This is a genomic window from Bacteroides sp. A1C1 (assembly GCF_004328515.1).
GTDB lineage: Bacteria > Bacteroidota > Bacteroidia > Bacteroidales > Bacteroidaceae > Bacteroides > Bacteroides uniformis.
On record NZ_CP036491.1, the window covers coordinates 572822 to 597568 of the forward strand.

General features: G+C 45.5%; 24 protein-coding genes and 1 pseudogene. 13 read left to right on the plus strand and 12 right to left on the minus strand.

Translation table 11 applies throughout. The features are described 5' to 3' along the window. Positions 1-2: 2 nt before the first annotated feature. From EYA81_RS02495 to EYA81_RS02550, 11 genes are all read left to right on the plus strand, one after another. Positions 3-1142 (plus strand): ABC transporter substrate-binding protein, encoded by a 1140-nt coding sequence (locus EYA81_RS02495; RefSeq protein ID WP_060386391.1) that lies wholly within the window; start codon positions 3-5, stop codon positions 1140-1142. Beyond that, positions 1143-2123, plus strand: coding sequence for an iron ABC transporter permease (locus EYA81_RS02500; protein ID WP_060386390.1), 981 nt, complete (start codon positions 1143-1145; stop codon positions 2121-2123). Beyond that, positions 2120-2878, plus strand: a complete 759-nt coding sequence (locus EYA81_RS02505; RefSeq protein ID WP_165491350.1) for an ABC transporter ATP-binding protein — start codon at positions 2120-2122, stop codon at positions 2876-2878. Before EYA81_RS02500 ends, EYA81_RS02505 begins: the two co-directional genes overlap by 4 nt. Further along, positions 2875-3441, plus strand: coding sequence for a DUF2284 domain-containing protein (locus EYA81_RS02510; protein ID WP_060386388.1), 567 nt, complete (start codon positions 2875-2877; stop codon positions 3439-3441). Before EYA81_RS02505 ends, EYA81_RS02510 begins: the two co-directional genes overlap by 4 nt. Before the next feature lie 871 nt (positions 3442-4312). Then, entirely contained in the window at positions 4313-4567 is a 255-nt protein-coding gene (locus tag EYA81_RS02520; RefSeq protein ID WP_060386387.1) for a hypothetical protein, read from the plus strand. A gap of 32 nt (positions 4568-4599) precedes the next feature. Then, complete coding sequence (locus EYA81_RS02525; RefSeq protein ID WP_060386386.1) at positions 4600-5610, plus strand: hypothetical protein; 1011 nt, start codon at positions 4600-4602, stop codon at positions 5608-5610. Positions 5611-5674: 64 nt separating this feature from the next. Next, positions 5675-6265, plus strand: a complete 591-nt coding sequence (locus EYA81_RS02530; RefSeq protein ID WP_117742428.1) for a hypothetical protein — start codon at positions 5675-5677, stop codon at positions 6263-6265. A 25-nt stretch (positions 6266-6290) separates the two neighbouring features. Continuing rightward, positions 6291-8225 carry a ParB/RepB/Spo0J family partition protein gene (locus EYA81_RS02535; protein WP_060386385.1) on the plus strand — a complete coding sequence of 645 codons (1935 nt, stop codon included), beginning with the start codon at positions 6291-6293 and terminating at the stop codon, positions 8223-8225. Between the two features lie 132 nt (positions 8226-8357). Next, positions 8358-10013 (plus strand): IS1182 family transposase, encoded by a 1656-nt coding sequence (locus tag EYA81_RS02540; protein ID WP_131225336.1) that lies wholly within the window; start codon positions 8358-8360, stop codon positions 10011-10013. 155 nt (positions 10014-10168) lie between these two features. Beyond that, positions 10169-10408 (plus strand): hypothetical protein, encoded by a 240-nt coding sequence (locus tag EYA81_RS02545; RefSeq protein ID WP_060386384.1) that lies wholly within the window; start codon positions 10169-10171, stop codon positions 10406-10408. A 359-nt stretch (positions 10409-10767) separates the two neighbouring features. Next, positions 10768-11229 carry a hypothetical protein gene (locus EYA81_RS02550; protein ID WP_060386383.1) on the plus strand — a complete coding sequence of 154 codons (462 nt, stop codon included), beginning with the start codon at positions 10768-10770 and terminating at the stop codon, positions 11227-11229. Between the two features lie 21 nt (positions 11230-11250). On the opposite strand, the pseudogene EYA81_RS02555 reads toward EYA81_RS02550, so the two are convergent. From EYA81_RS02555 to EYA81_RS02590, 8 genes and pseudogenes are all read right to left on the minus strand, one after another. After that, positions 11251-11954 (minus strand): annotated as a pseudogene (locus EYA81_RS02555) (M48 family metalloprotease); the annotation flags it as partial. A 153-nt stretch (positions 11955-12107) separates the two neighbouring features. Beyond that, positions 12108-12560 (minus strand): copper resistance protein NlpE, encoded by a 453-nt coding sequence (locus EYA81_RS02560; RefSeq protein WP_060386382.1) that lies wholly within the window; start codon positions 12558-12560, stop codon positions 12108-12110. Between the two features lie 76 nt (positions 12561-12636). Next, positions 12637-13653, minus strand: a complete 1017-nt coding sequence (locus tag EYA81_RS02565) for a hypothetical protein (RefSeq protein ID WP_008781907.1) — start codon at positions 13651-13653, stop codon at positions 12637-12639. 45 nt (positions 13654-13698) lie between these two features. After that, complete coding sequence (locus EYA81_RS02570; protein WP_117742429.1) at positions 13699-16035, minus strand: TonB-dependent receptor domain-containing protein; 2337 nt, start codon at positions 16033-16035, stop codon at positions 13699-13701. Positions 16036-16127: 92 nt separating this feature from the next. Then, positions 16128-16436 carry a hypothetical protein gene (locus tag EYA81_RS02575; protein ID WP_195399624.1) on the minus strand — a complete coding sequence of 103 codons (309 nt, stop codon included), beginning with the start codon at positions 16434-16436 and terminating at the stop codon, positions 16128-16130. A 185-nt stretch (positions 16437-16621) separates the two neighbouring features. Further along, entirely contained in the window at positions 16622-17485 is an 864-nt protein-coding gene (locus EYA81_RS02580; RefSeq protein WP_060386379.1) for a pirin family protein, read from the minus strand. Positions 17486-17631: 146 nt separating this feature from the next. Further along, complete coding sequence (locus EYA81_RS02585; RefSeq protein WP_131225337.1) at positions 17632-18192, minus strand: YceI family protein; 561 nt, start codon at positions 18190-18192, stop codon at positions 17632-17634. A 128-nt stretch (positions 18193-18320) separates the two neighbouring features. Continuing rightward, complete coding sequence (locus EYA81_RS02590; protein WP_060386377.1) at positions 18321-18956, minus strand: hydrolase; 636 nt, start codon at positions 18954-18956, stop codon at positions 18321-18323. 358 nt (positions 18957-19314) lie between these two features. Here EYA81_RS02590 and EYA81_RS02595 point away from each other — a divergent pair, with 358 nt between their 5' ends. Beyond that, on the plus strand, positions 19315-20202 hold the full coding sequence (locus EYA81_RS02595; RefSeq protein ID WP_060386376.1) for an AraC family transcriptional regulator: 888 nt from the start codon (positions 19315-19317) through the stop codon (positions 20200-20202). 539 nt (positions 20203-20741) lie between these two features. Beyond that, positions 20742-21653 carry a DMT family transporter gene (locus tag EYA81_RS02600; protein WP_060386414.1) on the plus strand — a complete coding sequence of 304 codons (912 nt, stop codon included), beginning with the start codon at positions 20742-20744 and terminating at the stop codon, positions 21651-21653. A 699-nt stretch (positions 21654-22352) separates the two neighbouring features. On the opposite strand, the gene EYA81_RS02605 is transcribed toward EYA81_RS02600, so the two are convergent. Genes EYA81_RS02605 through traM form a run of 4 tightly spaced genes read right to left on the minus strand, consistent with a single transcriptional unit; the run spans position 22353 to position 24734 of the window. Then, the gene (locus tag EYA81_RS02605) at positions 22353-22817 is read right to left on the minus strand and encodes a TraQ conjugal transfer family protein (protein WP_060386375.1); all 465 of its coding nucleotides are present in this window, start codon (positions 22815-22817) and stop codon (positions 22353-22355) included. Between the two features lie 26 nt (positions 22818-22843). After that, complete coding sequence (locus EYA81_RS02610) at positions 22844-23434, minus strand: conjugal transfer protein TraO (RefSeq protein ID WP_082709328.1); 591 nt, start codon at positions 23432-23434, stop codon at positions 22844-22846. Between the two features lie 18 nt (positions 23435-23452). Then, complete coding sequence (traN, locus tag EYA81_RS02615; RefSeq protein ID WP_060386374.1) at positions 23453-24352, minus strand: conjugative transposon protein TraN; 900 nt, start codon at positions 24350-24352, stop codon at positions 23453-23455. Between the two features lie 4 nt (positions 24353-24356). Further along, positions 24357-24734 (minus strand): conjugative transposon protein TraM, encoded by a 378-nt coding sequence (traM, locus tag EYA81_RS19865; RefSeq protein WP_334312426.1) that lies wholly within the window; start codon positions 24732-24734, stop codon positions 24357-24359. Positions 24735-24747: the final 13 nt, after the last annotated feature.

The following is a 24747-nucleotide window of genomic DNA, read 5'->3' on the forward strand; positions in this document are numbered from 1 at the left end:
ATATGAACGCATTAAAGAATTTAAGCCTGATTCTGTTGCTTTCTCTGGCATTTACAGGCTGCCACAACAAAAGTTCAAAACTCAATGATTTCAACCTGCTGCTTTATGCTCCCGAATATGCCTCCGGCTTCGACATCAAAGGGGCGGACGGGAAGGAAAGCGTACTGATAACCGTCAGGAATCCCTGGCAGGGAGCAGACAGCGTAACCACATGGCTGTTTATCGTCCGCAACGGCGAAGAGGTTCCCGAAGGGTTTGCCGGACAGGTACTCGAAGGAGACGCCAAACGCATCGTGGCGATGTCTTCCACTCATATCGCCATGCTTGACGCGATCGGTGAAGTCCAGCGCATAACCGGCGTTTCGGGAATCGACTACATTTCCAACCCCGACATCCAAGCTCGCCGCGACAGTATTGGTGACATCGGCTATGAAGGAAACATCAACTACGAGTTGCTGCTCTCGCTCGATCCCGACCTCGTTCTGCTCTATGGGGTGAACGGCGCAAGCGCAATGGAAAGCAAACTCGAAGAACTCGACATACCGTTCATGTATGTCGGCGATTATCTCGAAGAGTCGCCTCTCGGTAAGGCTGAATGGATGGTAGTGCTTTCTGAAGTCACAGGGAAACGTGAGAAGGGTGAAAAAGCCTTTGCCGCAATCCCGGTCAGATACAACACTTTGAAAAAGAAAGTGGCCGACAGTATCCTTGGCACTCCTTCGGTTATGCTTAATGTCCCTTATGGAGACTCGTGGTTCATGCCTTCAACCCAAAGTTATGTCGCCCGCTTGATTGCCGATGCAGGCGGTCGCTATATCTACCAGAAGAACACGGGAAACGCTTCTATCCCCGTTGACTTGGAAGAAGCATACCTACTCGCGTCGGATGCGGACATGTGGCTGAACGTGGGAATGGCGAACTCCCTTGACGAATTGAAGGCATCATGTCCGAAATTCACCGATACCCGATGTTTCAAAAATGGAGAGGTGTATAATAACAACGCCCGTATCAACACAGCCGGGGGTAACGACTATTACGAGTCTGCTGTCGTGAATCCTGACATCGTGCTCCGCGACCTTGTGAAGATATTCCATCCCGAACTGGCGCAGGAAGAGTGTGTGTATTACAAGCAACTGAAATAGATGCGTTCCCGTTCGACTATATTGTCCTCCATATTGATTACGCTCACGGTCGGTCTTTTTTTACTGGACTTGGCCGTGGGAGCTGTCAATATTCCAATCCGCGATGTATGGGCAGCGCTGACTGGGGGAGATTGTCCCCGTGCCACGGAAAAGATCGTACTCAACATACGCCTCATAAAAGCTATAGTGGCACTGTTGGCCGGGGCTGCCTTATCAGTCAGCGGTCTTCAGATGCAGACCCTCTTCCGTAATCCTCTTGCCGGTCCCTATGTCCTCGGTATCAGTTCCGGTGCAAGTCTCGGTGTGGCACTCGTGGTACTTGCTGGGCTCGGTTCATCAATAGGCATTGCCGGAGCTGCATGGGTGGGTGCGGCTGTCGTATTGCTCGTGATAACTGCCGTTGGACAGCGAATAAAAGACATCATGGTAATCCTGATTCTGGGTATGATGTTCTCATCGGGCGTAGGCGCTGTCGTGCAGATTTTGCAGTATATAGCCAATGACGAGTCTCTAAAAATGTTTGTGATATGGACGATGGGAGCATTAGGGGATGTGACAGCGCAACAACTTGCCATCTTTGTTCCATCAGTATTAGTCGGGTTGTTATTGGCTGTAATAACAATCAAGTCGCTTAATCTTTTGTTGTTTGGAGAAGAGTATGCCATAACGATGGGACTGAATATTCAGCGTTCACGCGGCCTATTGTTTCTCTCGACAACGCTGCTCGCCGGAACGATAACCGCTTTTTGCGGTCCGATAGGTTTCATAGGTCTCGCTATGCCTCATGTCACAAGAATGCTTTTCCAAAATAGCGATCATCGTGTCCTTCTACCCGGAACAATTCTTTCAGGAGCATCGATATTGCTTCTTTGCGACGTCATTTCCAAAATATTCACCTTGCCGATCAACGCCATTACAGCTCTATTGGGAATCCCAATCGTCGTATGGGTGGTTTTACGCAACAAATCCATCACCGCATGATAGAATTACAGCATTTTTCCATAGGTTACAAAGAGAACTCGTTGCTCCACGAGGTAAATGCCACGATAAAAAAAGGTCAATTGACAGCCCTTATCGGAAGAAACGGGACAGGGAAATCGACGCTACTCCGCGCCATAGCCGGTCTGAACCGGTGTTATTCCGGAAAAATCATTCTCGACGGGCACGACATCGCCTGCATGAGAACCGAAGATATGGCAAAAACGCTGGCCGTCGTCACGACCGAGCGCACGCGCATCGCCAACCTGCGGTGCAAAGATGTCGTAGCCATAGGCCGTGCTCCTTATACCAACTGGATAGGCAGGATGCAAGAGGCGGATAAGGAGATAGTCATGCAATCGCTCATCTCGGTGGGAATGGAGGCTTATGCAAACCGCACGATGGATAAAATGTCGGATGGCGAATGCCAGCGTGTGATGATTGCTCGTGCATTGGCACAGGATACTCCTATCATTCTCCTTGATGAACCGACTTCCTTTCTTGACATGCCTAATCGCTACGAACTTGTGGCGTTGCTTCGTAGGCTTGTCCACGACGAGAAAAAATGTATCATGTTCTCGACACATGAACTTGACATCGCGTTGTCCATGTGCGATTCGATAGTATTGTTAGATACCCTGAATTTAAACTGCTTGACCGCGTCTGAAATGCGGAAAAGCGGATACATTGACAGACTTTTCCAAAATGAGAACATTCGTTTTGACTCCTTATGCGGTACAATGATTTTGAAACAATGAGTACATACACTGTAGAAAATTTTACTTCAGACATCACTGTTGAAGGATATATCGCCGAATTCCGTGACGAACCACATTTTCTTGAACTTTGCAAACAATGTACCAATTATGGCAAAAGTTGGGGGTGTCCTCCATTTGATTTTGATACGGAATCGTTTCTCCGGCAATACAAGTATGCACATCTTATGGCAACGAAGATAATCCCTGAAGACAAAGATATTCCGATTGAATATACACAAAAACTCATTTTACCGGAACGAATACGAATCGAGAGCGAATTATTGGATATGGAACGGAAATATGGAGGGCGTTCATTTGCCTATATAGGTAAATGTCTTCACTGCCCCAATAACGAGTGTACGCGTAACTGCGGCACACCATGCCGACACCCGGAAAAAGTGCGTCCGTCACTCGAAGCCTTCGGATTTGACATAGCCAAAACGCTTGCTGAACTTTTTAACATCGAACTTCTTTGGGGAAAGGATGGCAAATTACCTGAATACCTTGTTCTCGTAAGCGGATTTTTTCATAATGAATACGAACTTTGCAACATAGCATACTAATGATTCGGACATGAAACAAACAGACAAACTAACCACATTCGGTTCAATCTGTTTTGTGATTTCAAATGAATTATAGTTAGATATGTAAAAAGCGACGCCGGAGCTTGAAATAAGTAACGATTTATCGGTGTATCCTCCGTTAAACCGTTCATTTTCGGTTAAACGAAAACACAACATGCTGTCCGCTGGAGCGGAGCACGTTTCTTCAATAATTATTGTGTATCATACCGTTGTGTGGCTATTTTCCTGTGGTTTGTGGGGCTTTTCCATCAGATATTTGCCGGCTGTTCTCCTCATTAAAGGATAGATATATCTCCATGACCATGCGACTTACGCCCATAATTCGGGGATAAGGAGGCGAATATACGGAAAATCTGCCCTTTACATGCCCTATTGTCCATTAATGGATTAATACTTCTACACATCTGCAAATGGAGAATGACAGGTCTCGTTTTTTAATTTAATATCTTACTTGAAAAGAAATATAAGATATACCATTCCCCTGATTAAATTCAGTTTTTTTTCTGTGTTATATTACTTGTAAAATTCTATTATACCATTCAAGCAACAGCCCTTGAATCCCGCCGTATTTCAATTCTCTTTTTCCCATATAACGATTTTCCCATTTTTATTTATCCCGTCAGTAGCTCCACCTTGCCGGGTTCAGGGTGCGAAGCTACGGACGGGACCCCTAAAAATCTGCAAGGCCGCTTCGCGCCCTGCGGGTTTTGGCGAAAATTTTTCAATCCGTCCAGCCGGGCGGTTGAAAATTTTTCACCAAAAGCCTTGCATATTTTCTCCCCGTCCGTATCTGCCCCCTGAAACGAGCAAGGTGAAGCCACCGACAAGGCATAAAAAAAAAGTCAATGTTATGAAAAAGAGAATTGAAATACGGCAGGATTGGAAACGAGGCTTCGGCTCCGCTCCAACCGGCATTAAAAATTGGGTGAAGTGGTCGCTGGTCGGTTTCGTGGTCTATGTGGCGGTGCGTTTCGTGTGTGCCTTTTGGGGTGGTATTCTGCCCATGTTGGCAGTTTTGGCGGTGGTGGTTTTCCTCATCCGTGCCGTGTGGTGCATCCTTTGCGTGCTCGCTCTTTTCATCCTTGCGCTTTGCGTGATACTCTGACAGAATATGAATCATTTTAAAATCAAATCATTATGAACAAAGTACATTTATTGGGAGCCAACAGAAGTTACGACAGAGACGTTCAGACCGTTTCAGTCAACCAAGTGGTAGTATTGGATAGCTATGACAGCTATGTTGTGTATGAAGTAACCCGTGACAAGTGGGGAATAACCTATCATCTTGTCAATTTGCGGACATACGAGTTTCATACATCCGACCTTATCCGGCCGTTATCGGAAAAATTCGGAATAGGAATCTATTACGATGATGCGAACCCCAAGTTTTTAGATCCGTTGGAAACAGCCGCTTTACTCACCAAGGCAAAAGAGAAGAAAGCCGAAGAAGAAAAGAAAGCGAAGGAAACAAGAGAGGAATACGGACGTATCGCCAAAATCGGTGCGGAGCGTTTGCGCCCCCTTGTCCCGACGGATGCAAAGGCGGTCATTATCGGCACGTTACGGGTAAACGAGTGCGACAGCTATACGGACTATTATGACTACAGTATAGCAAGAACCGTCATTTTAGGCTTTTCCAAACATACACGCAACCTCTTTTCAGAAATGCGCAAGCATGCCGCCAATTTTGAGGGAACAGCCTATTTGGCGGAATATAACGCAGATTACGAACACCGGGAAAATTACAGCATGGGAGACGGTATGTATCTGGGCAGGAACAAGTACAGCGGTTGGACGGTTGAGAAAGAGCCTATCCACGACCTTGAAAAATTCATAGAACGGTATGCGCACACCGCAGGGGATGAAGCCAACCTTTGTATGAAAGCACCGCAGACGGACAGCGATACGGCAGAACAATCCACAGCAACCGCAGACTTTTCAACCCTCAGTCTTGAAATCGTGGAATACAGCGAGAAGGCGATTGCCGTATTCGGTGACACCAGGCCGATAAAGGACATTCTGAAAGACCTGAACGGTCTGTTCCGTGCGAACCTCACCTATAAGGGCGAAAGGCGTGCAGGGTGGATATATTCCAAGAAGCAGGAAACGAAAGTAAGGGAAGCACTCGCCACGTGCATCCGTGTATGACAGCATGAACGGCAGGGCGGAACAATCCGCCCGCCTATCAACGAACCCATAAAAAAGTAACGACATGAGAACGGAAACAAGAACATACACCCTCTATCGGATAACCGAGTTATCCGAGGAAGCCAAAGAGAAAGCACACACCGAATGGTTGTACAACCGATATTTTTACGGTTGGACACACGAGAACCGTCAGACCCTTAATACCTTTTGCGAACGCTTCGGCATTGTGTGCCGTAATTGGAGATATGACGCATGCAATTACAGCTATGACTACCGCAGCAGGCAGGAAGACTGCATAGACAGGCTAAACGGTTGGCGGTTGGCGGCCTATCTGATGAACAACCATTGGAACGACCTATACACGCCAAAATATTTTTGGAAAGGGACGAAAGGACGAAAAAGCAGGATATTTGTAGATGCCTGTTGTCCCCTTACGGGCTATTATATAGATAACTGTATTCTTGATCCGATTTATCAGTTCTTGAAATCCCCCACCGAAAATATCACGTTTGACTGCCTTATGAACGAATGTCTCGACAGTTTTTTCCGTGCTTGTCGGGATGATATGGAAAGCACCCGGACTTTGGAACACTTCACGGAAGAAAGCAACGCCAACGGTTGGGAATACCTTTCAGACGGAAAACCATTCAATTAATTATCAACATTTAAAACTTATCATTATGAAGACGAACAAGAAAGTACAGACGAACAGCGTACAGAAATCAGAGAAAGAAAATGCAGTAAAGGTGACCGCTTTGGCAATCATCCCGAAACCGATGACACTACTCACACCGCAGGACGTGCCCACGGCTACCGAAGTGACAGAAGCACCCGAAACGGCAACCATTCCCACCGTTACGGAAGAAGCATCGCAGCAGGCCACTTTCAAGACACCGCTTGCAACGGCCACAGCCGAAACAGACCTTGACATCACTACCATACACCCAAGCACGGACAACCACCGCAAGACGTTCAATGACGCATCATTGCAGGAACTTGCGGAAAGCATTCGGGAAGTAGGAATCCTGCAGGCCATTGCAGTACGCCCACGCACGGAAGGCGGTTATGAAATTATATACGGTGAACGCCGTTACCGTGCCTCATTGCTTGCAGGAGCAAAGACCATAAAGGCAACCATATATAACAATGTGACGGACGATGAAGCGGAAGACATGTCGTTAAGCGAGAACTTGCAGCGTGAGCAGGTACGCCCCACTGAAGAAGCAAAAGCGTTCAAGCGGTTGCTTGAAAAGGGCAGATATGACATGTATTCACTGACCGCCCGTTTCGGACGGAGCGAGAAATATATCTATACCCGATTGAAACTGAACGAACTCTATGCGCCTGTCGGTGAACTGTTGGACAATGAAACAATCACTGTCAGCGTAGCCGAGGAGATAAGCACCTATGAGCCCGATATACAAAAGGACGTGTACGAGAAGCACCTCAAAGAGGGGAACGGTGAGGATTGGACGGGATATACATTGAACCTCTTCAAAAGGTACTTTGAAAAATACTATACCACCGACCTTGGGCAATACAAGTTCGACAAGACGGAATGCAATACATGCGTACACAACGCAGCCAATTACAACCTTTTTGCCGAGCATAACGGGTGCGGACACTGCACCAACCGCAAATGTCTGGAGGCCAAGAACGCAGCCCATGTGGCAAAAGAGACGGAGAAACTTTTGAAATCCGATCCGAAGCTGGTTGTCGCACGCCCCTACTACGGAAGCCGTAACGATATGGCACTACAGAAATTGGACAAGAAAGGGCATGAAATCAAGGAACTTGACTACAACGTATCGGCAAGGGAATTCCCCAAAGCACCCGAAGCACCGAAGAAAGAGCAGTTCACCCAAACGAAAGAGTACGAACAGGCGGTGCAGACATTTGAGCGCAGAAACGAGGAATATGCCCGAAAGGTGGAGGAACTTGACCGCATGAAGGAGGAAGGCAGGATAAAGACCTATGTAAAGGTGGGACAGACAGAACCCGAACTCTGCTACGTGGAGATAAACAGAAAGGAAACCGCCCCCGTCACTATCGGGACATTGCAGGAAAGGGACAAGCGTTTCAAACAGCTTTCCATCGAAAAGACCGTTGCCGATACGAAAAAGATTGTCCGTGAGAACGACTATCCCGAAAGCTCGTTCACGCAGTACGAAGACGGTATGGTTTATTTTGCCATGCTTGCCCAACTTCAAAGGAGACATTTCCCGCTTTTCGGCATCAAGGACCAGCCTTTCGCATTGGACGAGAAACAGCGGATGAAAATCGTTGCCAAACTGACGGACACACAAAAAACGGTAATCAAACGGGACTTCATCAGCCACTTCCTTTGTGAGAACGGCCACGGAGACAACAACGCATCCAAGCTGCTGAGGGACTTCGCAAACATGCACTTCCCCGACCAATACGGACTTGTCAAAGCCACCCACGAGGAAGAATATCAGAAACGGCATGAACGTTTGGAGGAAAGGATAAAGGAAATGAAGAAAGCGGAAAAGAAAGCTGCCAGGGAAGCCGAAAAACAGCAGACGACAGAAAAGACGGAAAAGAAGACCACCGCCCCGAAAACAGAGAAGCCCGAAAGCGGAAAAGCCGCCTGACACCAAGCGGAAAGCATGAAGGTGTGTCAAAATGCACACCTTCTGTTTTTTACGCACAAAGCCCCGACTTTCACAAGCTGGGGCTTTGTTATTACCTAAAGATTTTGTATCTTTAAGCATAAGTTCTTTACTATGACAAAGATACATTTTCGTCCTTACAATCCCAACCAAACCGTTCTTTTTCCTCAAAGAATTGATGAGGATATTGCAGAAAACGATCCGGTGCGCATGGTTGACGCCCTGGTTGAGGGCTTGAATCTTGAAAGTTTCAGAAAACTGTATAAGGAATGCGGTCGCAGCCCTTACCACCCCAAGATGATGCTCAAGGTCATTCTGTATGCCTATATGAACAACATCTACTCCTGCCGGAAAATTGAAAAGCTTCTTCACCGTGACATCCATTATATCTGGCTGGCCGGATATGAGAAACCGGATTTCATTACCATCAACCGTTTCCGCAACCGGGTGAAGAAGGAAATTAACGAAGTGTTTACGCAAACCGTACTTCTTCTCTCTTCCAAAGGCTTCATCAGCCTGAATGTGGAATATATTGACGGGACAAAGCTCGAATCCAAAGCCAACAAGTACACTTTCGTCTGGCGAAAAACGGTTGAGCGGAACCGTGAACGCCTGATGAAGAAGATACATGTCCTGTTAGGGCAGATAGACGATGTCATTGCTCAGGAGAAGTCATCAGAGAACAATGAGGAAGTTGAGTTCACTCCGGCCATGCTGACTGAAATGGCAGGAGAATTGCGTCATGCACTGGAACAGGTTTCCGAGCCATCCGCGAAAGAGGAAAAGACTGAACTGAAAAAGAAACGCAAACAGCTGAAGGAACTGGAAGAACACAGGGACAAACTGCAGGAATACGACTGCCATCTGGAAACACTGCAAGAGAGGAATTCCTATTCCAAGACGGACAAGGACGCTACTTTTATGAGAATGAAGGAGGATGCCATGCGCAACGGACAGACGAAGCCCGGTTACAACCTTCAAATCGGCACCGAAAATCAGTTCATCACCGATTTTGCACTCTTCCCGAACCCTACGGATACACTGACCCTGATTCCTTTCCTGCAATCTTTTTCAAACAGGTATGACCGGATGGCCCATACGGTGGTTGCTGATTCCGGCTATGGCTCCGAAGAGAATTACCGCTTCATGTCCGAAAACGGCATGGAAGCCTACGTAAAGTACAACTATTTCCACATGGAGCAGCGGCCGAGATTCAAACCGGCCCCGTTCAAGGCCGAAAACTTCTACTACAATGAAGAACATGACTTCTGCATCTGCCCTATGGGGCAAAGGATGCGGAGGATAGGCACCAGGAATGTGAAAACCGCATCCGGATATGTCAGCGAAAATGCACGGTACAGAGCTGTCAGGTGTGAAGGTTGTCCCCTGCGATGCCGCTGTTTTAAAGCAAAAGGAAACAGGACGATAGAACTGAATCATAGGCTTAGACAATACAAGCGGAGAGCCAAAGAACTGCTCTGCTCAGAGAAAGGACTGAAACACAGAGGGCAGAGATGCATAGAACCGGAGGCCGTGTTCGGACAAATTAAAAACAATATGAACTACAAACGTTTCCGACATTTTGGAAAGGACAAGGTCTTCATGGACTTTGCCTTCCTAGCCATTGCCTTCAATATAAAAAAAATGTGTGCAAAACTGACAAAAGAAGATACGAAATGGCTGATTGGATGGTTTTATGAACTTACTGTCGCTTTATTTAGATGCTGGAGACACATAAATCAAAGAAATCTTCGAATTATCGCAGCTTAAAGAAAATGAACAGATTTGTATAGTGATGAACAAAAAAGAGGTGCATCGTGCATTACGACACACCTTCATCTTTTTCACCGCCCCAAGAGAACAGAGGGCAGGGCCGGACGACCCCACCCACACCGCCACCGTAAAACCTTTTAAAATATTTGCGAATGAAATATATAAGAATGTTCCCGGACGTGGAGTATTCCACCGACAGGGATTTTTTCCTTGAAAATCAGATTGTCTGCATTGTAAGCAGGGAGGGCACGAAGTTTTGCAGCCTGATAGAAAACCGTCTGTTCATGCGTTCCCAAAGCCGCCATATCAGCAAGCGGATGCAGCTGCATATCATGTGTGAAATCCACAAGGAAATCTGCCGCCTTCGCTATGGCGGCGAGCCGGTGGAATGACCTGCCACACCCCACACCTGAATACTTCCTCTCAAAAAAGTCGGGCAATCCCTATGCGGTTGCCCGGCTTTTTTCTATTTTTGCAGGGTTGAATCAAAAAAAGAAGGTTATAAGATTAAAGAATTTGAATGATAACATATTAGAATAGCTTTTAGCTGTTTATTCCCGAACACGAAACGACCAATTTTAATGCAGGAGAATAAACGAGCGGAGTCCTTGTCATATCCATTGGCACGGACTTAACTCGTCTCCTGCGAGGCGCTTGGTCGTGCCTGTGTTCGGACTTGTTAAGTTCCGTGCTTTTTTCGGTACTTAACAGTAATTACGGACAAGGCATTAACAAAAAAACTCATGGAAATATGTATGACAGGAATGTTGCCGTTACAGGCTGTACCATTGAAAAGACAAGCCGATACGACCGGTTCAGGGAAAACAATATCCGTATGGAACTCTACCGTATTATTCTTGCACTTTATGATGAAGGATACCGCATGTTTTCCTGCAATCTGAATACCTATATCGGATTATTGGCGGCAGATACGGCCATCATACTCCGTGAAGCGGACAAATGCCCGGAGATACATCTTTCAGCCGTCATCACCGGTACATGCTATCCGGCAGATACCGACAAAGTGTATTGCGCCTTATATGATGACCTGATAAAGAAGGCGGACAGCAAGGAGACGCTTTCAGAGAAAGACAGCCTCACCGGTGCGCTTGCCGCAAGCCATATCATCTGTTATTACGAGGACTTTTCTTTGGAAATGCAGCGGATACGCATGTCCGCCACTCCTTGTACCAATATCCGCAAAATGATATAGGCATCTATTCTTTATCGCAGGTTACAACAACTTTTCCAGCCGGACAATCCGTTTTTCGGTTGATGGATGCGTGCTCATGATATATTCGGTGAACGAAGGCCGCTCCCCACCCGTTTCCGCCACCTCCAGCCGACGCAGGAACGAGAGCAGGCCCTCCCCACAACCGTAACGTACCGCATACGTGTCGCAACGGTATTCGGCATATTTGTTGATATTCACGTCTGCTATCCGACTGATACCGTAAATCGTATGATGCAACAGTTTATAAAGGCTCCACCAGAGTCTGGCCATCCCCACCACGGCGAAACGGACAGCCGGGACCACGGCGATTATCAGATTGCCTGCCAATCCGAAAAACAGGGCCGGAATCAGGAACAGCCCGTACAGGCAGCGGTAGCCCAGCAACTGCATAGAGAAAAGAAGCACCTGATAGACAAAATCATAATGCGAGATGTGTCCCACCTCATGGCTGATTACCCCTTTGAGTTCCTCGTCCGATGCCGTCTGAAGAATACCACCTGTCAGCCCGATTGTATGGAACCCGAAAGTCACGGCATTCGTACGTGCGTCCCTGTTGCAGTAGATATTCAGCTTCCTCTCCATCCCCATTTCCGAGAGCAGACGTTCCATCCGCATCCGTTCCTCACCGTCCAACGGTTTGTAACCCTCTTTCATCCACATCATTCATACGTTCAATGGTGAAAGGTTTTATAATATGTAAACAAAACAATAATGAAATACAGCTGTTCGTATGAACTGTTTTTTCTTAGGGTATGTTCCATCTTGATTTATAAAAACAGGAAAAGATGAAGAACTGATTGGCTAGATATACGGTCAATTCTTCATCATTAGCTCCGGATGCAATTATGCAGTATCCTTTATTGTCTTTTCAAAATATAATGTTCAGCCAATTCACTGCCGTTGAGCGTTCCCAGACTGTCGGACAACGCGACTGAACCATCGAGAATTTTATAGAATGTCTTCTCCCCGGAAGAAGGAGTTACCAGTTCTATGATGTTTTCACCCACAATGTTATAAATGCCACTTTCTTCAAAGACGCCATCCTTCCTTCCCAAATATTCACTCCGCAGTTCGTAGGTTGTATCACTGTTGATTTTCAGTGTTGTCCTGATACCACTGCAATCGGCGCAGGGTAATGTGCCCTCATAAGTCCCATAAAAATTCTTATTTTTGGTATTGACTGTAGTGGTGGCCATAGTAGCGCTTTCTTTTTCCTGTTGTGTAGTTCTCTTCTGTGATCCGGTACAGCCTGACATTGACGTTATTATGGCTGTTGCTACCAATAAAAGATTGAATCTGTTAAATCTCATAATTCCGAATGTTTAATAAATTAAATATTATAAATCTTTAAATCAATCTGTTGTGGTTATACTCCTTACAAGAGACCTATAGCCAGATAGCCCCTCCTTCAGTATCTCCCGCCTTATAGGTATAAGTTATGAATTCCTCAAGCGCTTCTTTCCATGTAAGGTTGAAGGTTTTCATAATGGAATGCACGGTACGGTTGCTTTCTTCATCAAGACTATCTTCTTCGATTTGGTTAACATCTGCATCCGGTTCTATGTCAAGATATTCATCACGACTCCAGAATACCACTATAGGAATACTTAAGTTGATATCCCATGTGCCACGCTGGATCAATATTCCGGAAGGCTTGTAGAACGGATCAAAAGTACCAGTTTCCGGATTGGTCTTGGATTTGTAACCGTGATAAAGACGAATTTTCAAGTCAAATTCCTTACGATCTTTCAAAAAACGGATGACACCTTTCAACCCGACAGGATTGCTTCCTCCTGTTATTTCAGCCTCCTTGTCATGTCTGGTCTTGTCCCAAGGGGTAGTATCTACATAAAGATAGTCCACTAATTTTTGCGGATCATTGTCATCAGCTTCCGGCTGCCCGTCAAAGGTGGGTTTTACATTTTCTGGTGTAAAGAAATGTTGATGTATTTTATCCTGTCCATTTTCTATAAACTGGTTATTCATCAACTCTCCCTTACTATTGTAGTAATAAATAAACATCAGATAAATAGGGGCTGGAGTAAAGTTGTCTCCATTTTTATATTCTCCGTTTTTCTGTACGTAGAACTTGTTTTGACTGCCTTCGGCAAGTGTCCAGCCCTGGCCGGTCTTCAGTTCGTAGGTTATTTCTTGAATACGTTTCATGTGTCTGGCTGGAGATTCCGGATTCTGATGAGGACCACCGACTTTCTGTATTTCATTCCAATCTGCATGCAAGTGGCATTCCACAAGACGGATTGTCATTTTGGAAGGATCTTCATGCAATTTGTTTTTTGTCTCATTTTCAGGAATCACAGGATCTTTGCTGCATGAATTAAATAATAAGGTAAAAGATGCCCCCATCAGGAGCATTAATGCGATTTTACATACATTTGTTTTCATTTTACTTGTAATTAAATAGGTTTGTTGATTATGTCTCGTTATAAGTCAAAAGCTCCAACTCACTCCGCAACGCACATCGCGCCCCATGTCGTGCGCATAGTAACGCGAACGGTTGGTGTATTCTTTATATTCTTTGTTCAGAATGTTGTCTGCCGATATCATGAACCGTAATATGTGTCCACATCTTACGGGACATTCCAGATCCACATCGGCTCCAAAAAGATGGTATGCCGGAGGAGTGTACGGGATAAGATCCGTATCCGGGTCAAACCGGGTCTGTTTTGCCACGAAACGGTGCCGGACACCCAGACGCAACCGGAAATGCGACCGGGTTCTGTGGTTCCATGAAAGCTCATGGTTGAGACGGAAAGGGGGGATATAGGGAAGATAATTTCCTGTTGTCCGTTCGTTTGCCCGTATAAAGGAGGCGGTCAGATGGTAATCCCATGAATCTGCAGGCATGAAGTGAAAGTCAAAATCCATTCCGCGGAAGAAAGCCGGGGTCTGCCTGTATTGGAATATAGGATATGCCCCTGAAATGACAGTAATGTTCTCTTTTTGGGGCTCATCATAGATATAACCGCTTATCCATTGCAGATAACCGTCCGCATGGACGCTGAACACCTTGCCACTGTAACTGATAGAGGATATCCATTTATAGCTTCTTTCGGAATTCATGACCGAATCCCCTCTGACAAACATTCCTGATCCGAGTTCATTCCCATTGCTGTACAGCTCATACACGTGGGGGGCCCTCCAGGCCATCCCGAAATTGGTGGTAAGTTTCCAGTGTCCGGAAAAAAGGTGATGGGCTCCCAGACTGTATGATATGTTATTGAACTTTCTTGTTCCCCCATAGGGATTTCCAGTCCAGTCATAGCCGCTGGCACGGGTTTCCTGCCCGTCAAAGCGAACACCCGCTTCAACTCCTCCCTTGCTGTAATTATACTTTCCAATGCCATATATTCCTGCCTGTGTCTCCGTGTAATTGGGAATAACAGGAACAACACCTGTCCCTGCCCGGCTGTGATTGTCTATGAACATGATTTGTCCCCCAATCTCCGTTTGCCATGAATTATAATTCCACTTCCACCGGAGGGAGTTTTGAAATGAATACAAGTGCAGGGAAACAGCCGGGATGTCGGATCCCAGGCGGCGGATACGTTTTTCCTGCCGGTCATCCTTCTGCCAGGAACCCTGCCAGTAAAGATTTCCAACATCCCACATGCTGAATCTTATTTTGCCAACGGCTGTCTGATGGGTGACCTCCTGATATGGATATGTGATACTTCGGGCGAAAGGGTCCGTATGCAGGGGACGTCCCAGCCGGATACGTTCCGCCAGCAGATCCTCACTTCCCATCTGGGCACTGAGCATTACCCCCATGCGGTTGTAAAAGCGGCTGTAGAACCCTTCTATTCTTAAACGGCCATGATCATAGCCGAGTGAAGCGGAGGTATGCAATTCCCTGGTTCCGGTATTGTTAAGAAGATAGTTCGCGGTAGAACGGTCTCCTGAATTCGAGCAGGTTCCCTGTACACGCCAGGCAATGTCACGGAGAAAAGGGAAGGTTCCCTCCATCTGTCCGGTAAGGACAAAACGGCGTCCGTTACTGCCATAAAGCATGGATCCCTTTCCTTTTAAGGACTTTGTCCGGAAAGGCAGGGCGGCCTGTTCCATGATAATAATCCCCCCCAAAGCCTCTGAACCGTACCGTACCGCATCGGATCCTTTCACCACCTGGATGGAATTGCTACCGTTCATGTCCACTTCCGGAGCATGATCGGCCCCCCATTGCTGCCCTGTCTGGCGGGTGCCATTGTTGATGATCAATATCCGGTTGCCATACATCCCCTGGATGACGGGTTTGGCTATTGCCGTCCCCGTACTGATAGAGCTTACACCACTGACCTGTTCGAGCAGGGCACCCAGGGAGGTCCCCAACGCATGATTGATTGCAGGGGATGGGATTTGCCCGCTCACTGCATTCCGGGTTATTCCGGAACGTTCACCGATAATGATGACTTCCCCCAATGTCGTCATTTCCGGAGAAAGACGTATCGTATAGGTGTTCTTTCTTTTAAACACATCCTTCAAGGATATATATTGAGATTTATACCCCAGACTCTGTACAAGGACTGTATCTGCGGAATTCCTTGAAGGAATAGTTACCGTTCCTTCGGATAAGCTGACAAGCACCTGCCCGCCGGCTAATACACCGGCTCCTTCAATAGGGTTTCCGTTTTCCCCGTCTATAATCAGCAGGGTCCTGGTTGTGTCTGATCGTTGCCGGTATTCCTGTGCATGCATATGTGCAGAAAATGCCATATACAGACAGGTAAGGAACAGACACACATATCGGAAATATGCATGAAATGTCATATTTTATAAAAGCGTTATAAGTTGTTCAGGATAGTCAATAGGCATAAGAGCCCTTTACATGTCATCACATAGTGCATGTAATCCATAGAGAATTATGACATTCGGACAGGAGGAGCGCGAAGAGACAAAAGGAGAATTGTAGCAGTGACGCCCTGCTCCTCCAAAATAAGATATTTAACAGGCTTTACAGTCAAGGTATGGGTGTACTCCAAACTTTCCGCTTCGGTAAATAAGGATAAAGTGAAAAGACAGATAGCACATTTATCTGCTGAATCGTGATGAGGGAACTGTTGCCCGTCATGAATACATGCACGCTCCTTATGAACATGAAAGGCTTTCACAAAAAAGAAAGGCATCATGCTCAGTAACAGCAGGTATGCTACGGCTGTTCTATTTTTCATTATTCCATCCATATTACAAAGATAGTGGATTATACAGCTTCACACAATACCTACAAATAGGTATTTTTCGTTTTTTTTATATGGTCGGCAACGGCATGGAATATAACCACAGCCGTCATAAGCCTACCATACATTTTATATCCGTTCATCCGGGGGAGACGGTTGCCTCAGTAAAATAATGCCGTTTATTTGATGAATGTTCCATTTCTTAATTCTCTAAAAGCTTCCTCCAGTTCCTCCCGGCTATTCATCACTATGGGACCTCCCCAGACAATAGGTTCTTTCAGGGGAGGAGCCGACAACAAAAGGAAACGTGCGCCTTCCGGTCCGGCTTTCACCTCTACCGGTTCGTCCGTATCTTCTCCAGGAACGGGAACAGAATATAATATGGCACAACCCTTACTTTCCGCAGATTGCTGTCTCACTTCGGGGAAAAGCGAGCCTTCCAGCAAATAGAGAAATAGGTTTTCATCATCGCGTGCTTCGTTGTACTTCCATGAGGCGTCAGCGGGCAAAGTTACATCCAAATATGTTATCTGAACATACGAATTGTCCAGAGTCCCCCGTATCCCCCGGTGGCTGCCTGATAAGATCCGGACGGTTGCCTTGTCGGACATCACCACCGGGATGTCATCCGGAGCAATGTCCCTATATGCCGGTGGAACCATTTTTTTTGCAGCAGGTAAATTGACCCACAGTTGGCATCCGAGCATCCTTTCTGATGGCTGCGGCATCTCCTTGTGGAGTATTCCTGAACCGGCTGTCATCCATTGGCATCCCATGGACTGGATCACCCCTTTGTTTCCCAGGCTGTCCTCATGCTCCATTGTTCCGCTGACAAGATAGGTTATGGTCTCTATTCCGCGATGTGGATGCCAGGGAAATCCCTTTATATAATCCTGCGGATTGGTGGAGTCAAAACCGTCAAGCATCAGAAACGGGTCAAAGTCCACCACCGTCTGCTCTCCCAATATCCGGCGCAGATGTACACCTGCCCCGTCAACAGTCTTTCTTCCTCTCACAATCCGTGTCACTTTTCTTTTTTTCATATTGTTGTCATTTTAATATTAATTGTTTTTCAATCCATGCAAGAATGGTTTGTAGAATATAATTATCCCGAAGCGGATTTTCTCCGGAATATATAATTAAGTTGGTATCGCCAAATATTTCTGATACAGATGCCGTCTGCTTTTGACTATATATCCAATTCACCCTGCCTTGGTGAGAATTCACAGTCGACGACAACATGTACGTTATCCGAGATCATAGTCGGAATATATTTGGAACCTAGTTGGAAGTCCGAGCATCTGATCACACCCTGGAGCCGAAAACCTGCCGTCTCTTTACCGGACACCGGACTTTCCTTTCTGCCAATTAACATCACGTCAAACCGCACCTTTTTAATAATTCCGTGGAGAGTGAGCTCTCCATATATCTCCCCTTTATCTGTACCGAGCATCTTCATTTCCGTACTTTTAAACACCATCATGGGGAATCTCTCCACATCAAAGAAATCGGATGAGCGCAGATGTTTATTTCTGGCTTCCACTCCTGTGCTCACACTTGCCGTCCGGACTTCCACCCGGATATCCGTATTCGTGCAATCACCATTCTTCTGCCTTACGGTAATGTCAAAGTCTGAGAAATATCCGCTGACAAAGGAGAGCCCCGCATGCTTCACTTCAAAACCGATACGGGTATGTTCGGGATCGTCAGTCCACATGACTGTCTGCGCATTGATACTAGCGGCTGTCATAAACAATAGGAACAATAAAATATTTTTCATAAACTGGATATTTCAGGAAGGCGGATGTTATTCTTTTATACAAAGGATAACATCCGTTTTCATTCTTTTATAACTGGATGCTTTTTTTGTCTGTTATACTATTTTTCTTTGAGTGTTTCCACAAAAAAAGATCCGTTATCCAACAGCCCTTGGAAGAAAACAGGAACGGTTTCTTTGCGGTTCCAGTCCCTTTGCAGTTCACAGATATACTGGGTTACGGAAGTCAGCCGAACTCCGGCCTGCTCCATCCGTCTGAGGGCCGTTTCATGAGCCAGCCTGGATGTTCCGCCGACAGCGTCAACAATAGTATATACTTCATAGCCCTCCTTCAAAAGATCCAAGGCTGGAAAACAGAGACAGACCTCTGTCCATAGCGCACAAACCACAAGTTTCTTTCTGCCCAGTGCCTTGACTGCTTCCTGGAACTCCTTGTCTTCCCATGAATTGACAGAAGTCCTGTCAATCTCAGGCTGCCCCGGAAGGGCCTTCTTTATCTGGGGGATAGTAGGCTGGTTAAGACCGGTGGCAACATTCACAGTAGTCAAAATAACAGGGACATTGAACCCTTTGGCCACACGGCAGACATTGGATATATTTTCCACCAGTTCCCGTCTGTCCATGGAAGCTATGGAATGAACCTGTATGGGCTGATAATCGATGACTAACAATGCGGAGTTTTCCGGTGTTAGCAAATGATCCGTTTTGGGATCTCTGATAGGTTTGATACTACTCATTACTTTATATTTTTATAGTTAAACAAATTGAGATAGCGGTATGTAGACCTCCATCTCGTTTATTGGTTGCAAAGTTAGTAAGCTTATGTCTGATTTATCTGTTCTTAAAAGAACGAAACTTAGTCAATTACAACACTTTTTATGCCCCGACATCTCTCTGATGATACCGATGCTATTATTTCCCAACATTGACACGTATATTATATTGTTTCGTATATAGTTTGGCTTTTTTGTATATTTGATCTTTTCTTTGTATCTTGCTGACCTTTCTCATATCCGTCATTGGATGTCAGACTTTTATCCGAGCTTACAGATGAAATGGTCATTTTAGGAAAATATATAGAAATAGTTTGTGCTTATGGAGCATACCAAAGAAACATTGTCGGCCTTGGTGCGGGAAATGCAGTCAGTCACCGCATACAATAGAGGAGTTTATATCCTGAATATTGAGATTTTTTTAGACAAGTACAGTAATAAGATATTGCGTGCCGGGGCTTTCTTTTATATACTGGTGGAAGCCGGAACAGCAGAATTTGTAGTTGACTGTCATTCTTATAATGTAGGAAAGGGGGACATGCTTCTTGTCGCTCCAAGAATGTCTGTAGAGTTAATGAAAAAAAGTTCCGACTTCGGTACATGTGGTCTATGTATGGAGCCTTTCTTTTTTGACTCCCTTTCCATAGGAAACTATGTATACAAACGGCTTTATAACAACAGTCATACGACATATGTCTTACGGCTGGAGGACAGCGATACCGTACATATACGCAAAACGTTAGACCTGATGTCCCACTACCTTACTTCTGACCATCCTGAGGAAATGGCTGGTTCGCTGGTCAATTTCCTGTTGCTGCAAATAACAGAAATCTTTCACAGCCAAAATGTACATCCTGCTGGAAGAGTCAGGCATTCCGATGCTTTGTTCCGCCTTTTCAGAAAATTACTGGCTGAGAATTACAGGAAAGTACATGATCTTCAGTTCTATGCAGACTCCCTTAACGTGTCTCAGACCTACCTGTCAAGAGTGGTACGCCAGATTTCTGGAAAAACAGTGAACAACTATATAACGGAAGCACTTTATAGGGATGCCAGACGTCTGCTGGTTTTTACAGATCTGACTGTAAAGGAGATTGCTGAACAATTAGGCTTTTCAGACCAGTCATCCTTCGGGAAATTCTTCAAGAAGAAATCAGGAACATCCCCTGCAAACTTTCGTGCCGGATATAAGAAACTCCACAATTTGTAAAAATGGATGCTGTATAGTATACGCAAAAGTTGGGGAAGGAAACCAGAAGACCCTGCCACGCAAAGAAATCTCTTTTGGGATATTCTATGGATACGGACCGGAACATGTTGACAAGGGAGAGTACATTCATAATTACCGATATTTTTTTTTGGGGGGGATATAATCAGACTTTCCATTCTAAGTGATAGTTTATGTATTCTCAAGTCTATTAAAGCAGACAATATCTACTATATTTGAGACATATTTTGAAAAGATCTGACTTCATCCGTATTTGCCTTTCATTATTTTACTATTTTCACACCGCTTTAATGTGAATATGTTAAAGTCAGTTTCCTTTCATTTACATTCGGCAAACTGTATGGAAGTATAAATAATATTCTTCCGGGCCTTATATATTGAACTGGTGTGGATTGAAAAGCCCATTGTCATACAGATTGGTATGGATAGAAGTCCGTTCCAAGGAGCCGGGATATCGGCTGGATATATATCAATTTGACTGTAAGCAAAAAAGCATGTACATCAGAATTAAAAATATTTTAATTGTAATGAAACATATATTTTATCATCTGACCGCTGTTATGGTCGTTGTGGTATGGGGAATGACTTTTATTTCCACCAAGGTTCTAATAGTTCATGGTCTGTCTGCTCAGGAGATTTTCCTTTTCCGTTTTTTGCTGGCTTATGCTGCAGTGTGTCCTATCTCTTTCCATCGTTTTTTTGCCCGTAATCTGAAAGATGAGCTATATCTGGTGGGTGGCGGAGTATTGGGTGGCTCCCTGTTCTTCTTTTTACAGAACATAGCTCTGGGGCTGACACAGGCTTCAAATGTATCTTTCATCATATGTATGGCCCCGTTATTGACAGCTGTTCTGACCGTATTGTCCGTTCGGACGGAAAAGGTCTCAAGAGGCTTCATATACGGATCTATTATTGCTCTGTTGGGTGTAGGCTTGCTGATATTCAACGGAAGTTTCATTCTTCGGATATCACCTTTGGGAGATTTACTGACTCTTCTAGCTTCCCTGTCATGGGCGTTTTACAGTCTTGTCATTCGGAGTCTCACCCGAAAATATTCTCCGGCTTTCATCACCAGAAAGATATTTTTCTATGGCATAATAACAATTCTTCCCACTTTCCTTTTTCTGCCCTCATTGACAAATCCTGCTGTATTACTGGACAATGAAGTGTGGAGCAATCTCCTTTTTTTAGGTGTCATAGCCTCGTCTGCCTGTTATCTATTGTGGAACATTGTTGTAAAACAGCTGGGAACGATACAGGCATCCAATTATCTTTATCTGAATCCTCTCGCCACAACGGTCGGAGCGACTATATTCCTACATGAGGAAGTGACTCCTGTTGCGGTAGTCGGGATCGTCTTGATTCTCTCGGGCGTATATCTGGCTACTAAAAACTCCCACCCACTCCCCCAAAGTACTACTTTAAAAAAGTAACCAAATACTCCTTTTTAAGTATTTTTAAATGCCTAACGTGCATTTTCCAGTTTACCTCTTGCAATATTGTACTTTTCTTCCATAGATACATGAATTTTCAATAAATCATCCAATAATGTTTGTTTATCCGTCACTTCCTACCTAATCACAGTCTCACGGTCGACAAAAGCGAGGAGCATACTAATATCCATTGCTTCAAACTTCTTTCTCACCTGAGCTATTCCTTTAAATTTCTCTTTCTGCCACCGAGTCTCTAATTGTTATTTTTTTCTTGTTATATTCTTTTTTCATTATTATGCTCTATTGCTATACTTACAATGAGTTTTGCTGTTTTTCCTTTATTGAAAACATCTGAGAATAGGAAAACAGATCTTTTAAAAGCAATAGAAGATGCTTGATTTGAGGGACATCAATAAATTACAAATAGACTCATATATAACAATAGCAGCTATCAATAGTCCTAATATTTATAATTGCTATTGTTTTACTAGGAATTTATGAAAATACTTTCCTTTGGTGTGCTAATCAGTGCAATGTTAAAGTTTAATAGGAATATACAGAATATCGGTTTCATGCCCTTATAAATTAAAAACAGTTGACAAATATAAAAAGTTAATTTGAATTACCTAGTGGATAAATCAAATTACTGCCATACAATCAAATTTATGGAACAAAGAACGGCAGGATGCCCCACCATTCTTATTTATAATCCACCATACCGTTTTCCGTATCAAATGTCATTGTCAGTTCCCTTTCCTGTCCGAAATTGTCCCGGACAAAGAATTTCAGTTCCGAGCGTCTGGCACTTGTCGAACGGTAAAAGAGGGTGAATATCTGCCTGACCGGATTTTCCCTATCCAGTTCCGGCACTTCCGCCAACGGCCTCACTTCCCGGTTGACGAGTCTTACGCCTTCACTGTCCGTCACCTCTCCCTTGCCTTCCATCTGGATGTAACCGATTTCATACTCCGCCTTTTCATAGTCCCCTTCACGGTCAAGATAAAAGCGTATCTCCACCGTTTCACCCGTTTCAATCTGTTCTTGCAGATACCATGACGAGAGGCTGAAATCATAATCCTGCCGGATGTCTATAGCATCGTTGCAGGAACCGAAGGCCAGCACCGCAAAGAGTGCGCCTATACATATATATAGTACATTTTTCATTTTTAAGTTTCTCCTTTCTCTTTTCATTAGTTAATGATAAGGCGGACTCCCAGTCCTACCTGCGTATGGAAATTACCCGCATCGGTTCCGAACAGGGCCCTTTCCTTGACTTGCAGCAGGAGCATCACCCGGTCGGTCAGATAAGTCTCAAAGGCCGCAGTCAGCCCACCGCCATAGATAAAGCAGTCACCGTTTGTCACCGTCGCCCCGTCAGGAAGCAGGGAGGTTCCCCGGTTGACCGTCTCGAAACCGCCCAATGCCGAGAGTCCGATACGTAGACATACATTCCGGCCCTTGTCCCACAATACGGGAATAAAGTAACCGAGTTCCCCTGCGAACTGCGCTTTGGGTATCGCCTTATTTTCATAGGTGTACTCCTTTATCTGATAATCCAGGCCATACAGCCAATAGGTACGGTTACGGTTGGTATGTGTAAAGGCCAGCGAGGTGAAGTAGTGGCGTTCACCGCCACTCTTCCATAAAAGGAAATGATTCACCCCGCCCGTCGTAAACTGTATGCCCGTCTGCCCCGGCAAGTCACGCTGCGCGTATGCTTCACCCGCAAGGAGCGACAGTACAGCAGCTGTCAATATGAATAATATTCTTTGCATATACATTATATTATATATAGGTTATTATTTCAGGTGCAGCTCACTGATTGGTTTTGCCGCCACAAGGTCTGTATTCTCTATGCGGAACGACTGGTGACGGGCACCACCCTTTTCGTAAATCTCCACTACCAGCAGCTTGTCATCCGGCAGTGTCAGCTTGGGCAACACGAAGATGTTGCGTACCGTGGCCTTACCGTCCACCGTTGTCAGACGGTTGTAAGTCCTTACCGGCTCTATAATATTCTCCTGCATGGCCGTGCGCCTGGTCACCTTCTTGTCGACCACCTTGAAACGGATATGGTCTATGTCGAACGATATGTCCGAAGTGTTGCGCAGGGAAGTATGCAGGTACAGCAGGTCATTGTTGATATAGATTCCTTTGAGCAGGGTCTGTATACCGTACTTCTTGCAGCCGATATGCCTGATGTCCCTTTTGTTCTTCTTATACAGCGTGTACATGATGCGGTTCACCACCAGCGGTGTCTCCCCGCCGAGTTCCTTCAGTTTCACGAACATGCGATCGTCAGCCGCCCCGCCCATCGGGTTCTTCCGCAGCCAGTCTTCCATCTCAATGGAAAGTTGTGCCGGTTCATTCTTATATACCACATTAAAGGAATAGAAGCAGCCGTCAGCCGTAATGACCGAGAAGTTCGTCTCGCCCTCAAAGCCCTTTACGGCAGACTTGATACGTACCACATTCTCCGCCCCCGTAGCTTTGTCGGCAATGATGTCGTAGGAGCCCAAATCCACATATTTCACTTCCGAAGGGAACAGGATATGTACGGTCTTCGAGAAAGTCACCTCGATGAGGTGCGGTGCGATAATCTGATTGGTGGGGAAAATCCTTGTTTCCACGGATTCCTGCGCCTTTACCGACAATACGGTCAAAAGCATTACTAATGATAAAATAATTCTTGTCTTCATCTGATTACTGTTTTTTTGAGATTAATAGAAGTTGATAATTTGCTTTCACGACCACCTTCACCTCACGCATCTTTGTGGCCAGGTATTGCGACCCGCCGCCAAGCACGCCCCTTGTCACGTCCATGACCAGTTGCTGCGAGGCACTGCGTGCGAATGAGATGCTTGTCCCGAAACTGCCCCCGATATTGGCGGCGGCTTCCTTCATGGCGGTACGTTCCGCTGTGTTCGGGACGAAAAGCCCTTCCTGCCCGTCCATATCGTAAGCCACCAGTTCCACCGGCAAGATATTGCCGCCGCTCTCTATGGAGTTTACCGTGACCGCCATCCGTTGCCCCTCGATACGCACCGTGCCATATAGCGGAGTATTGGCAGGCACAGGCACGCCGCCCACTTGC

Bases quoted from the DNA above. Each gene is read 5' to 3' on its own strand.
- EYA81_RS02495 (WP_060386391.1), top strand. From the start codon at position 3: ATGAACGCATTAAAGAATTTAAGCCTGATTCTGTTGCTTTCTCTGGCA.
- EYA81_RS02500 (WP_060386390.1), top strand. From the start codon at position 1,143: ATGCGTTCCCGTTCGACTATATTGTCCTCCATATTGATTACGCTCACG.
- EYA81_RS02505 (WP_165491350.1), top strand. From the start codon at position 2,120: ATGATAGAATTACAGCATTTTTCCATAGGTTACAAAGAGAACTCGTTG.
- EYA81_RS02510 (WP_060386388.1), top strand. From the start codon at position 2,875: ATGAGTACATACACTGTAGAAAATTTTACTTCAGACATCACTGTTGAA.
- EYA81_RS02520 (WP_060386387.1), top strand. From the start codon at position 4,313: ATGAAAAAGAGAATTGAAATACGGCAGGATTGGAAACGAGGCTTCGGC.
- EYA81_RS02525 (WP_060386386.1), top strand. From the start codon at position 4,600: ATGAACAAAGTACATTTATTGGGAGCCAACAGAAGTTACGACAGAGAC.
- EYA81_RS02530 (WP_117742428.1), top strand. From the start codon at position 5,675: ATGAGAACGGAAACAAGAACATACACCCTCTATCGGATAACCGAGTTA.
- EYA81_RS02535 (WP_060386385.1), top strand. From the start codon at position 6,291: ATGAAGACGAACAAGAAAGTACAGACGAACAGCGTACAGAAATCAGAG.
- EYA81_RS02540 (WP_131225336.1), top strand. From the start codon at position 8,358: ATGACAAAGATACATTTTCGTCCTTACAATCCCAACCAAACCGTTCTT.
- EYA81_RS02545 (WP_060386384.1), top strand. From the start codon at position 10,169: ATGAAATATATAAGAATGTTCCCGGACGTGGAGTATTCCACCGACAGG.
- EYA81_RS02550 (WP_060386383.1), top strand. From the start codon at position 10,768: ATGTATGACAGGAATGTTGCCGTTACAGGCTGTACCATTGAAAAGACA.
- EYA81_RS02560 (WP_060386382.1), bottom strand. From the start codon at position 12,560: ATGAGATTTAACAGATTCAATCTTTTATTGGTAGCAACAGCCATAATA.
- EYA81_RS02565 (WP_008781907.1), bottom strand. From the start codon at position 13,653: ATGAAAACAAATGTATGTAAAATCGCATTAATGCTCCTGATGGGGGCA.
- EYA81_RS02570 (WP_117742429.1), bottom strand. From the start codon at position 16,035: ATGACATTTCATGCATATTTCCGATATGTGTGTCTGTTCCTTACCTGT.
- EYA81_RS02575 (WP_195399624.1), bottom strand. From the start codon at position 16,436: ATGAAAAATAGAACAGCCGTAGCATACCTGCTGTTACTGAGCATGATG.
- EYA81_RS02580 (WP_060386379.1), bottom strand. From the start codon at position 17,485: ATGAAAAAAAGAAAAGTGACACGGATTGTGAGAGGAAGAAAGACTGTT.
- EYA81_RS02585 (WP_131225337.1), bottom strand. From the start codon at position 18,192: ATGACAGCCGCTAGTATCAATGCGCAGACAGTCATGTGGACTGACGAT.
- EYA81_RS02590 (WP_060386377.1), bottom strand. From the start codon at position 18,956: ATGAGTAGTATCAAACCTATCAGAGATCCCAAAACGGATCATTTGCTA.
- EYA81_RS02595 (WP_060386376.1), top strand. From the start codon at position 19,315: ATGGAGCATACCAAAGAAACATTGTCGGCCTTGGTGCGGGAAATGCAG.
- EYA81_RS02605 (WP_060386375.1), bottom strand. From the start codon at position 22,817: ATGAAAAATGTACTATATATATGTATAGGCGCACTCTTTGCGGTGCTG.
- EYA81_RS02610 (WP_082709328.1), bottom strand. From the start codon at position 23,434: ATGTATATGCAAAGAATATTATTCATATTGACAGCTGCTGTACTGTCG.
- traN (WP_060386374.1), bottom strand. From the start codon at position 24,352: ATGAAGACAAGAATTATTTTATCATTAGTAATGCTTTTGACCGTATTG.